Annotated in this window: 8 protein-coding genes; 7 read left to right on the top strand and 1 reads right to left on the bottom strand. The window is 62.3% G+C overall.

The features are described 5' to 3' along the window. The first annotated feature begins 582 nt into the window (after positions 1–582). The 6 genes from ACYYG1_RS15345 to ACYYG1_RS15370 all read left to right on the top strand — a co-directional run bounded on the left by ACYYG1_RS15345 (position 583) and on the right by ACYYG1_RS15370 (position 8619). On the top strand, positions 583–1701 hold the full coding sequence (locus ACYYG1_RS15345) for a TRAP transporter substrate-binding protein (RefSeq protein ID WP_461211213.1): 1119 nt from the start codon (positions 583–585) through the stop codon (positions 1699–1701). Positions 1702–1791: 90 nt separating this feature from the next. Then, the gene (locus tag ACYYG1_RS15350) at positions 1792–2406 is read left to right on the top strand and encodes a TRAP transporter small permease subunit (RefSeq protein ID WP_461211214.1); all 615 of its coding nucleotides are present in this window, start codon (positions 1792–1794) and stop codon (positions 2404–2406) included. Positions 2407–2418: 12 nt separating this feature from the next. Then, positions 2419–3738 carry a TRAP transporter large permease gene (locus tag ACYYG1_RS15355; RefSeq protein ID WP_461211215.1) on the top strand — a complete coding sequence of 440 codons (1320 nt, stop codon included), beginning with the start codon at positions 2419–2421 and terminating at the stop codon, positions 3736–3738. A gap of 335 nt (positions 3739–4073) precedes the next feature. Next, positions 4074–6560: a (2S)-3-sulfopropanediol dehydratase gene (gene hpsG / locus ACYYG1_RS15360; RefSeq protein WP_461211216.1), complete on the top strand. Its 2487-nt coding sequence runs from the start codon at positions 4074–4076 to the stop codon at positions 6558–6560. A 76-nt stretch (positions 6561–6636) separates the two neighbouring features. Beyond that, complete coding sequence (gene hpsH, locus ACYYG1_RS15365; protein WP_461211217.1) at positions 6637–7596, top strand: (2S)-3-sulfopropanediol dehydratase activating enzyme; 960 nt, start codon at positions 6637–6639, stop codon at positions 7594–7596. 84 nt (positions 7597–7680) lie between these two features. Then, on the top strand, positions 7681–8619 hold the full coding sequence (locus ACYYG1_RS15370) for an amidohydrolase family protein (protein ID WP_461211218.1): 939 nt from the start codon (positions 7681–7683) through the stop codon (positions 8617–8619). A gap of 101 nt (positions 8620–8720) precedes the next feature. Here the strand turns inward: ACYYG1_RS15370 and ACYYG1_RS15375 are convergent, their stop codons facing one another. Beyond that, complete coding sequence (locus tag ACYYG1_RS15375) at positions 8721–10160, bottom strand: sigma-54 interaction domain-containing protein (protein WP_461211219.1); 1440 nt, start codon at positions 10158–10160, stop codon at positions 8721–8723. A 364-nt stretch (positions 10161–10524) separates the two neighbouring features. Between ACYYG1_RS15375 and ACYYG1_RS15380 the strand changes: the two genes are divergently transcribed. Beyond that, positions 10525–11481 carry a DMT family transporter gene (locus ACYYG1_RS15380; RefSeq protein WP_461211220.1) on the top strand — a complete coding sequence of 319 codons (957 nt, stop codon included), beginning with the start codon at positions 10525–10527 and terminating at the stop codon, positions 11479–11481. Positions 11482–11709 lie beyond the last annotated feature (228 nt).

Below are 11709 nucleotides of genomic sequence, written 5' to 3' on the forward strand. Positions count from 1 at the left end.
TCTGAATAGTTATTATTACTAACTAAATCGGACTGAAAGTCCTAAAACTGCAACACTACACCATGTTCCGGCCGTGGACAAAATATGTTTGGAAAAATCTCAATTTTACAATAAGTTAAACAGGAAACCGAGAACCACGCGTCGAGGTCCATATATATAGGCGAAAACCGATGGTGCAAAAACGCAACAGCCGATTTACAGGGCGTTTTTAAAAGACGAAATAATTCAATTAGATATAACCATAGCCCGCAAATATGCAACACTTGGCCCGGCCGTGGTAAGACCACTCACGTTCACAAAGGGAACAAGCAGCCCGGAGACAAGACAGACCGAAGCACTCTGATTTTTCGCCCCCCCGCCGCAAGTCCACGAACAGCCGCTTACCGGAGCGTTCTGCTCTTCATGCACCAATTTTCATGTGAAAAATGGCACTGACCTTGCTTAGGGGGGACCGTGCTCGTTGCGGAGTAGAATCTCTTCGGGAAGGTAACCCGGGGAGTTTTTTGGGGAAGCGATGCCACAGCCGGTGGGGCTGCGGCACGTGGTCAATCAATCCGTTTTGTTCGCGACAAGGAGAAGCTTATGATGTTCAAACGCGCCCTGATCCTTGCCATGTGCTTGGCGTTCGTCATGACGACGCAGGCCCAGGCTGCCAAGTACGAACTCAAAATCCAGACTGCTGTCCCTGGGTCCAGCATGTACTTCGAGACCATGGATCGCCTGGGCAAGCGCATCGAGAAGTTGTCCAACGGCGAGATCAAGGTCGAAGTGTTCGCTGACGGCGCCATCGTCAAGGCTTTCGAAATTCTCGACGCCGTGAGCGAAGGCATCATCAACGGCGGCCAGGCCTGGACCCACTACTGGTCCGGCAAGCACCCCGCGGGCCTGCTCTTCGCCGCCCCCACCGCCGGACTCGGCGTGGGCCTGGACCAGGCCGGTCTGCTGTCCTGGGCCTGGGAAGGCGACGGCAACAAGCTGCTCAACCAGTACTACCAGAAGGAGCTGGGCTACGACATCCAGGCCTGGCTGACCATGCCCATGGGCCCCGAGCCTTTCGGCTGGTTCCCCAAGAAGTACACCAACGTGGATGACATGAAGAAGGCCAAGTTCCGCTCGCCTCCCGGAATCCCGGCCGAGACCTTCAAGTTCATCGGCATGCCCGTGGTCTCCATGCCCGGCTCCGAGATCGTGCCCTCCGCCCAGCGCGGCGTCATCGACGCGGCCGAGTGGATCAGCCCCGGCGACGACAAGAACCTGGGCCTGGCCGACGTGTGGAAGCACTACTACCTGCAGGGCCTGCACCAGGCTCTGTCCATCGGCGACGTGTACATCAACAAGACCTGGTTCAACTCCCTGCCCCCGCACCTGCAGGACGTCATCAACGAGTCCATGCGCGCCAGCGTTGCCGACCAGATCGTGATGAACGTCAGCCTGAACTCCAAGGCCCTCAAGGAGATGGTCACGGAGAAGGGCGTCATCCTCGAGGACACCCCCGACGGCTACATCAAGGAATACATGGCCGCCGTGCCCAAGGTCCTGGACAAGTATTCCAAGAAGAGCCCCTTCTTCAAGCAGGTCCTGGAATCCCTGAACCAGTGGGCCGCCCTGACCGTGCCCTACCAGGTGAAGGTCAACGGCGTGTACTTCAAGATGGGCAAGGCCGCCATGGATAGCGGCGCCATGTCCGACTACAAGAAGTAACCACAACCGCGCTCTCTAGAAGGCCGCGGGAGGACCCCTCTCCCGCGGCCTTTTCAGGAACATTCAAGACAAAGAAGGGGGATTGCACACGTGCACTCCGAAAACACAGCCCTCGGGCCCGGGCCCTCACAGGCCGTAGACACACTCGTCAGACGCCTGGACTGGATCAGCGATCTGTTCGGCAAAGGCGCGGCCTTTTTTATCATCCCCATGATGTACGCACTGGTGCATGAGGTGATCGCCCGCTACTTCTTCAACGCGCCCACCATCTGGGCCGGCGACACCGCGCTCATCCTGTACGGCATCTACTTCATGGTGGCGTCGCCCTACTGCCTCAAGGAAGGCGGACACATCCGCACGGACTTCCTCTACGCCCACTGGTCCGTGAGGACCAAGGGTCTGATGGACATGATCATCTATGTCCTCCTCTATTTCCCGGCCCACATCGTCTTCCTCTGGGTCGGCTGGAACTATTTCATGAAGTCCTTCCATCAGAACGAGACCATCATCTCCAGCCCCTGGATGCCCATCATCTGGCCCATGAAGTTCGCCATTCCCCTGGGCCTCTTCCTGATGATCCTCCAGGGCCTGTCGGAAACCATCAAAAGCTACTACGCGTTCCGCTACAACAAGTGGTTCTGGGAAAAGGCCGAGCACTCTCCCGAGGACCATGTCCCGGAATGTCTGGACGCAACGCAGGAATAAGGGAGTACCGTCATGGAATTCAACGAAATGCTCGGCATGTTGTCCCTGGTGGGGCTCCTGGTCTCCTTCTGCACCGGATTCCCGATTTCCTTCACCATGATCTTCATCGGCCTGGGCTTCGGCTACCTGGGCATCGGCAAGCTGGTCTTCTATCTCCTGAACATCCAGTTCTACCAGGTCATGAGCGACCCGGTGCTGGGAGCCATCCCCTTCTTCCTGTTCATGGGATATATTTTGGAAAGCGCGGGGTTGATGGACAACCTCTTCCATTCGATACAAAAACTCATGGCCCCCATCCCGGGCTCGCTGTACGTGGCCATCATCGTCACGGCCACCATCTTCGCGGCGGCCACGGGCATCGTGGGCTCCTCCATCACCCTCTTGTGCGTGATGGCCGAACCGGCCATGCGCCGCAGCCACTACAACACGCGAATGGGGGCCGGGGCCATCGCCGCGGGCGGTACCCTGGGCATACTCATACCACCGAGCATCATGCTCGTGGTCATGGGCCCGCTCATGGGCGTGCCCGTGACCGACCTCTTCGCCGGGGCCATCGTGCCCGGCCTGCTGCTGGCGACCATCTACTGCGGCTACGCCCTGATCCGCTGCTTCCTGAACCCCAAGCTCGGCCCGCCGCTGCCCAAGGAACTGCGCGCCGAGTCCTTCGGGGCGCTGATGGTGGACCTGGTCAAGGGCGTCGTGCCCCTGGTGCTGCTCATCGGCGCCACCCTGGGCAGCATCCTGGCCGGCCTGGCCACGCCCACCGAGGCGTCGGCCTGCGGCGCCTTCGGTTCGCTGGTCCTGGTGCTGGCCTACCGCAAGTTCAAGTTCAAGGCCTTCAGGGAGTCCATGTACTCCTCCATCAGGCTCTCGGCCATGATCCTGATCATGATCGCGGCCTCGAACTTCTTCGGCTCGGTGTTCTCCAGGCTCGGCGGCGCCTCCTGGCTGTCCAACCAGCTGATCCAGATGGAGCTGCCGCCCATGATCATGATCGCCATGATCATGGCCATCGTCTTCTTCCTGGGCTGGGCCATGGAATGGGTGCCCATCGTGCTCATCATCCTGCCCATCATGCTGCCCACGGTGAAGGCCATGGGCGTGGACCTTCTGTGGTTCGCCATCGTCTACGCCGTGACCCTGCAGACCTCGTGGCTGTCGCCGCCGGTGGCCCTGTCCTGCTACTTCATCAAGGGCTGCATACCGCACTGGCATCTGTCGGACATCTACAAGGGCATGATCGAGTTCATCTTCTGCCAGATCGTGGGCATCGGCCTGATCATGATGTTCCCCAAGCTGGTGACCTGGCTGCCCATGTTCCTGAACCACTAGAAAACCGCCTGCGGGGCGGGAAAAGCCTCGCCCCGCGGGCGTTGCAGAATTGCGCCGGGCACGGGATTTGGATGCAAATTCACGCCTAGAGCAACTAGCTGAAACCAAAGGATAAAAACACTGACGTTGCAAAACCGCATCAGACAATCCCCCCTCCGCCGACGCGAACAGCGACGCGGGCTCCGCACGGGACGGGTCTTGCAACGGAACCACCCTGTAAAACGGGGGAATTCAGCGAAAGAGACAATGTGACGCCAAACCGAAGAGAATGGCACCAAACTTGCTCAAACGCTCATATCCTAAAGTTTCGTTACACCTTTCAAGGAGTTACTAACATGACCATAGATTGCTGCCTGTCTCCCCATGAACAGGCCCTTCAGGACCGAATCGCCGGCAAGACCAACAAATACCGTGAGACTCACAAACGCGTGTTCAAGATTCTCGACACCATCGAGAACCTCAAGCCCGCCATCGACGTGGAGCGCGCCAAGTACTTCACCGAGTCCATGAAGCAGACCGAGGGCGAGCACCTGACCCTGCGCTGGGCCAAGGCGCTGATGAACATCGCCAAGAACATGACCGTGTATATCGACGACGACCAGCTCCTGGCCGGCCGCGCCGGTTGCCAGGGCCGCTACGGCATCCTCTACCCCGAACTGGACGGCGACTTCCTGGACATGGCCGTGGTGGAGCTGCCCAAGCGCGAAAGCTCCCCGTTCTCCATCACCCAGGAGGACATCCGGGTCATCGTCGAGGAGATCGCCCCCTACTGGAAGGGCAAGACCTTCCACGAGGCCCTCAACGCCGCCCTGCCCCCGGAAACCCACACCCTGACCTACGACGACCCCGACGGCCTGTTCTCGCGCTACATCGTGAACGAGACCGCCTCCTTCCGCAGCTCCATCCAGTGGGTGCACGACTACGAGAAGGTCCTCAAACGCGGCTTCGGCGGCATCCGTGACGAGGCCCAGGCCAAGATCGACGCCCTGGACCCCATGTCCCCCGTGGACAACACCGAGAAGAAGCCCTTCTACGAAGCCATCGTCATCGTCTGCAACGCCATCATCCTCTGGGCCAACCGCCACGCCGACCTGGCCGAGAAGATGGCCAAGACCGAAAAGGACGCCACGCGCAAGGCCGAGCTGGAGATGATCGCCGCCAACTGCCGCCGCGTGCCCGAGTTCCCGGCCACCAACTTCTACGAGGCCGTGCAGAGCCAGTGGTTCACCCAGATGTTCTCGCGCATCGAGCAGAAGACCGGCACCATCATCTCCAACGGCCGCATGGACCAGTACTTCTACCCCTTCTACAAGAAGGACGTGGAGGCGGGCATCCTGGACGACGAGAAGGCCCTGGAGCTCATCGAGTGCATGTACGTGGGCATGGCCCAGTTCATCGACCTCTACATCTCCCCCAACGGCAGCGCCTTCAACGAGGGCTACGCCCACTGGGAGGCCGTGACCGTCGGCGGGCAGACCAAGGACGGCCTGGACGCCACCAACGAGCTCAGCTACCTGTTCCTGCGCTCCAAGCGCGAGTTCCCGCACCACTACCCGGACCTGGCCGCGCGCATCCACGCCCGCGCCCCCGAGCGGTTCCTGGCCGAGGTGGCCGAGACCATCAAGGAAGGCTCCGGCTTCCCCAAGCTCATCAACGATGAGGAAGTCATCCCGCTGCACCTGTCCAAGGGCGCCAAGTTCGAGGAGATCTTCGACTACGCCGTGTCCGGCTGCGCCGAGACCCGCATGCCCAACCGCGACACCTACACCTCGGGCAACCCCTACATCAACTTCGCCGCCGCCCTGGAGATGACCCTCTACAACGGCAAGATGATGAAGTACGGGGACACGCAGCTCTCCATCGAGACCGGCGACCCGACCAAGATGAAGACCTGGGAGGAGTTCTTCGAGGCCTTCAAGGCCCAGGAGCGCAACTTCCTGAAGCACGCCTTCATCCAACAGCATCAGGTCATCCACAACCGCAAGAACCACTTCGCGACCCCGCTGGGCAGCGCCATGCACGACCTGGCCATGAAGCACGCGGTGGACCTGCACCAGCCCGACGTGCCCGAGGGCATCGACCTGGGCTACTTCGAGTTCATGGGCCTGGGCACCGTGGTGGACTCCCTGTCCGCCATCAAGAAGCTGGTCTTTGAGGAGAAGAAGCTGACCATGGAAGAGGTCATCGAGGCCTGCCGCTGCAACTTCGAGGGCAAGGAAGACATCCGCGCCATGTTGCAGAACGTGCCCTGCTACGGCAACAACGACCCCTACGCCGACGCCATCGGCAAGGAACTGGACCACGTCTGCGTCGAGTTCGCCAACAAGTACCAGATGGAGCTGGGCGTGCACCTGGACGTGCGCTACGTGCCCTTCACCTCGCACGTGCCCTTCGGCCGCGTCGTCTCCGCGACGCCCAACGGCCGCTACGCCTACACCCCGCTGTCCGACGGCTCGTCCGCGTCCCACGGCGCCGACCACAACGGCCCCACCGCGATCATGCTGTCCAACTACACCACCAAGAACTTCAACTTCCGCGAGCGCGCCGCGCGCCTGGTGAACATCAAGTTCACCCCCAAATGCGTGGAAGGCGAGCAGGGAACCAAGAAGCTCGTGGACTTCATCCGCACCTTCTGCGACCTGCGCCTGTGGCACATCCAGTTCAACGTGGTCAACGCGGAAACCCTCAAGGCCGCCCAGAAGGAGCCCGAGAAGTACCGCAACCTCATCGTGCGCATCGCCGGCTACAGCGCCTACTTCTGCGACCTGTCCAAGGACCTGCAGGACGACCTGATCCGCCGCACGGCCCACGAGTCCATCTAGAAACCCTGACCAACCTCCGGCCGGGGGGGCGCGAAAGCGCCCCCTCCGGCCTGAACACAAGCGCGAGGAGCGCACCTTGGCCAACATTCCAGACAAATCCGTCACCGGCACGGTCTTCAACATCCAGAAGTACTCCGTGCACGACGGCCCGGGCATCCGCACCATCGTCTTCATCAAGGGCTGTTCCCTGCGCTGCAAATGGTGCAGCAACCCGGAATCCCAGATCCTGGAGCCGGAGATCGCGGTCAACCCCAACAAGTGTCTGACCGTGGACAAGTGCAAGCGCTGCCTGGACGTCTGCCCCAACCAGGCGCTGGGCTTCAACGAGGACGGCATCGTGGTGCGCCTGCCCGAGGCCTGCCGCCAGTGCCTGACCTGCGCCGAGCACTGCCCCACCCACGCGCTGAACGTCTACGGCGAGACCATGACCGTGGACAAGGCCCTGTCCCGCGTGGAGGAGGACGGCATCTTCTACGCCCGCTCGGGCGGAGGATTGACCCTCTCCGGCGGCGAGCCCCTGCTGCAGAGCGAGTTCGCCCTGGCGCTGCTCCGCGAGGCCAAGCGCCGCAGGCTGCACACCTGCATCGAGACCTGCGGCAACGTGCCCTGGCACGTGCTGGACGAGGCCGCCAACTACCTGGACACCATCTTCTTCGACGTGAAGAGCGTGGACGAGGCCGTGCACAAGGAAGCCACGGGCGGCTCCTGCGCCCCGATCCTCGACAACCTGAAGAAGCTCGTGGCCGCCCATCCGGACAAGTCCGTGACCGTGCGCACACCCGTGATCCCCGGGATCAACGACACCAAGGAGAGCATCGCGGCCATCGCGGCCCTGGTGCGCACCCTGCCCGGGGTCCAATATGAACTTTTGGCCTACCACCGCATGGGCACGCCGAAATACGCCTACATCGGGCGCGACTACCCCATGGGCGACACGCCCAACCTGGACGACGAGCACTTCAACGAACTGCTGGAGACGGCGCGCCAGGGAGTGGAGACCGCCACGGCCTGCAACGAGGTCGAGGTTTCGAGCTAGCCGTTAACCTAGTTTCGCCGGGCAGCGGCCGGATCAGCGCCGCCCACGACGGAAGGACCGTATAAAGACGATAGAGGAACAATCATGCAGATCATCGACTTCCGATTCAGACCCAATACGCCCGAAACCGTGACGGGCATCCAGAACAGCAAGATGTTCAAGGGGCTCTGCGAACGCATCGATTTCGGAAAGATGAAGCCCCAGACCCTGGACGAGGTCGTGGTGGACATGAACGCCAACGGCGTGGTCAAGGCCGTGATCACCGGCCGCGACTGCGAGACCACCTACGGGGCCAAGTCCAACAACGACAGCGTCATCGAGTTCGTGAAGGCCTATCCGGACAAGTTCATCGGCTTCGTGGGCCTGGACCCGCACAAGGGCATGGGTGCCATCGAGGAGCTCAAGGCCGCCGTGGGCAGCCTGGGCATGCGCGGCGCGGCCGTGGACCCGTACCTGGCGCAGATCTATGCCAACGACGCCAAGTACTATCCCATCTATTCCAAGTGCTGCGAGCTGGACGTGCCCATCGTGTTCACCACGGGCCCGGCCACCCTGGTGCCCAATTCCATCATCGACCACGTGGCCCCGCGCTACATCGACATCGTGGCCCGGGACTTCCCGCAGCTGAAGATCGTCATCAGCCACGGCGGCTACCCCTGGGTCAACGAGGCCATCATCGTGGCCGAGCGCAACCCCAACGTGTACATCGACCTCTCGGAATTCGAGCACGCGCCCATGGCCGAGGCCTACATCCAGGCCTGCAACACCATGATCCCGGACAAGGTGCTCTTCGCCAGCGCCCATCCCTTCGTGGACTTCCGCGAGGCCATCAAGAAGTACGAGCAGATGCCCCTGAAGCCCGAAGTGCGCCAGGGCATCATGTACGGCAACGCGGCCAAGCTCCTGGGCCTGGCCCCGGCAGCTCCGGGCGTGGCCGTGGGCGGTGTGGGCTCCGCCAGCGCTTCCACCACCGACCTGGTGAGCAACATCGTGCAGGAGGTCATGGCCCGCCTGGGCAACTAGCCCCGGGGCCGGACTAAAGCGGCAAAGCGGACGACCGATTCTCCGCCATCCTCATAGCAGCGGCGGGGATAGACCTTCTAAGCCAATCGGCGGCGGGAGGTTTATCCCCGCCGTTTGCCGTTCTGGACTTCCTCGGCCGCGCCGCCCATCTTGCGGAACAGGGTGCTGCGGTTGACCTGCAGGGCCTCGGCGGCCTTGGTGGAGGAGCCGTAGAGCTCCATGGCCTCGGCGATGATGCTGCGCTCCACGGACTGCACGATCTCCTTCAGGGACTTGCGGCCCAACTCCATGTGGTGGGCCAGGGCGTCGGCGGAGGCGGAGGCGTCGCATTTGGAGGCCATGGAGTCGGGCAGGTCGCGGCAGGAGATGCGCGACTTGGTGGCCGTGACCACGATGCTGTGGATGGTGTTCTCCAGCTCGCGCACGTTGCCCGGCCAGCCATAGTTGAGAAGCACGTTCTCCACGCGGTCGTTGAAGCAGACGTCCTTGCGGTACTTCTCGTTGAAGCGGTGCAGGAACACGCGCGCCAGGGGCAGGATGTCGTCCCGGCGCTCCCTGAGGGGCAGGATGTGCAGCACCGCGACCTTCAGACGGTAGTAGAGGTCGCTGCGGAAGCGGCCCTTCTTGACCTCCTCCTCCAGCCCCCGGTTGGTGGCCGCGACGATGCGCACGTCGATGGGCTTCACGGAGGTGGCGCCCACGCGGATGATCTCCTGGTCCTGGATGGCGCGCAAAAGCTTGGTCTGCATGGGTAGGGACAGCTCGCCGATCTCGTCCAGGAACAGGGTCCCGCCGTTGGCCATCTCGAACAGGCCCTGCTTGCCCTTGGAGCGGGCCCCGGAAAAGGCCCCGGGCTCGTAGCCGAAGAGCTCCGACTCCACCAGGCTCTCGGGAATGGCCGTGCAGTCCACCTTGAGGTAGGGCTTCTCAACGCGCAGGCTCTTCTTGTGGATCTGGCGGGCCAGGACGTCCTTGCCCACGCCCGTCTCGCCGAGGATCAGGACCACGGCGTCGGTGGGCGCGATGTTGTCCAGGGCCTTCAGGAGGTCCAGGGAGGAGGAGCTGACCGCGATCATGCCCTCCTTCTGGAACACGGCCTCGGGGTTCAGGCTGGCCATCTGGCGCTGGTAGGCGTCCACCAGCTCGCGCTGGGCCGCCACCTCGCGGCGCAGGCGGTCGATCTGGGTGATGTCGCGCACGAAGGTCACGCACAGCTCCACCCCGCCCCGGGCGTTGTACACCGGGAACCCGCGCAGCACGACCTTCAGGCCGTTGACCTCCTGCACGCTGGTGGCGGGCTTGCCCGTGGCCACCACCTCGGGGTTGACGATGGTGTCGAAAACCCCGGAATCCTGCAGGTCATAGACGTTCTTGCCGATGACGGCCGAGGCGTCGATGCCCGTGAGGCGCTCGTAGGGTTCGTTGATCTTGAGGGTCGTGCCCTTCTTGTCGGAAATGTAGATGCCGTCCGGTATGAGGTCGAGGATGGAGTCGAAATTTTTGATAAGCTTGTCTTGCGAGGCCACATCACGTTCAGGCATAGCCGTTCTCCAGGTGGGCCGCCGGCGCCGGATTTCAGATAGTGGATTCAGGGTGCGCCGGGGGTTTCGTTCAAAACATATCAAAATCGTATTGCTTTCTCAAACCCTGTCGCAAAAATAAAACTCCCGGCCTCTCGGCCCTGTCCGGAGCGAAAAAACTTGTCATCATAAAGCGTTGCGAGCAGCATTCAAAGCCGGGAGCAGCCGATTCGCCGAAAATTCCGGTGAACGAACCGTCGCAATTTCGCAACGCAAGTCGCTGTTTTGCATCACTTTCCCGAGGCGGCCGGTAGGAAAGAAAAAATGCAACCAACTGATTTTATTATGATATCTCAGAAGGCATGGTTCTTCCAAAGGGATTTCCATGCAGCATGACACAATAGGAGCAAACGCCGGGCCACGCCAAAGCCTGCCGCCCTTCCTGGGGCTGAAGATTTCCCCGCTGTGCAGCGTGGTGGCGGGCGGCGTGATGATCAGCTTTTCCGCCGTGTTCGCCAAACTGGCCCAGGTGGAGCCCGACGTGGCCGGGTTTTATCGCGTGTTCGTGGGCGGCCTGGCCCTGGCCATAGTCTCGATTCTGCAACACAAGACCCTGCGCATGCCCCGCTCGGTGCTGCCCTTCGCCTTGTCCGCGTCCCTGTGCCTGGCCCTGGACCTGGCCTGCTGGCACCGCTCCATCCTGGCCGTGGGCCCGGGGCTGGCCACCATTCTCATCAATTTCCAGGTCTTCGTGCTGGCGCTGGCCGGACGGGCCGTGCTCCGGGAGCCGTTGTCCCCGCGCCTCCTGGTGGCCGCGCCCCTGGCCCTGGCCGGGCTCTGGCTGCTGGCCGGGGTGGACGTGAGCGGCACCGGGGGCGGCATGCTCGGCGGCGTGCTGCTGGGCCTGGCCGCCGCCGCCTGGTTCGGGGGCTACACCTTCCTGGTGCGCATCTCCCAGTCCGCGCCCGAGGCCCCGGACCCGGTGCCGGGCATGGCCGTCATCTCCCTGGCCACGGCCCTGCCGCTGCTGGCGATCTGCTGGTGGGGCGGCAACTCCCCCCTGGACGTGCCCACGGCCACGGACGCGGGGTGGCTGTTGGCCTACGGCGTGATCTCCCAGGGCCTGGGCTGGCTGCTCATCTCCCGGGGCCTGCCCTACGTCTCGGCCGCCGTGGCCGGTCTGGCCATCCTGATCATGCCCACCCTGTCCTTCATCTGGGACATCGTGTTTTTCGGCCGCCCGGCCGGCCCCGTGTCCCTGGCCGGTGCCGTCCTGGCCCTGGCGGCCATCCGCCTGGGCATGAGCAACGGAAAACCTCAAGACAAGACTCCCGCCCAATAAACAAGGTCCCGCCTCTCTGAAGACGGGCTACAGTTGTCGCCGGGCTGACGCTGCTTCACGGGCCGCATTACGGTCTCGTTTTCGAAGTTGTCACGCTCGTTCCTGACCCTATCGGCGCCCCCAACTCCAAGGCAACTATATAGCGTCAAAATGTGCTGAGATGGTTATCACCTGACAGTAGGCCATGAAATGAGCGTGGTCATGCCGCCCTTGGTTGGGGTACGGCTG

The sequence above is a fragment of the Desulfocurvus sp. DL1XJH-121 genome, from assembly GCF_054819825.1.

Bases quoted from the DNA above. Each gene is read 5' to 3' on its own strand.
- hpsG (WP_461211216.1), top strand. From the start codon at position 4,074: ATGACCATAGATTGCTGCCTGTCTCCCCATGAACAGGCCCTTCAGGAC.
- ACYYG1_RS15355 (WP_461211215.1), top strand. From the start codon at position 2,419: ATGGAATTCAACGAAATGCTCGGCATGTTGTCCCTGGTGGGGCTCCTG.
- ACYYG1_RS15375 (WP_461211219.1), bottom strand. From the start codon at position 10,160: ATGCCTGAACGTGATGTGGCCTCGCAAGACAAGCTTATCAAAAATTTC.
- ACYYG1_RS15345 (WP_461211213.1), top strand. From the start codon at position 583: ATGATGTTCAAACGCGCCCTGATCCTTGCCATGTGCTTGGCGTTCGTC.
- ACYYG1_RS15370 (WP_461211218.1), top strand. From the start codon at position 7,681: ATGCAGATCATCGACTTCCGATTCAGACCCAATACGCCCGAAACCGTG.
- ACYYG1_RS15380 (WP_461211220.1), top strand. From the start codon at position 10,525: ATGCAGCATGACACAATAGGAGCAAACGCCGGGCCACGCCAAAGCCTG.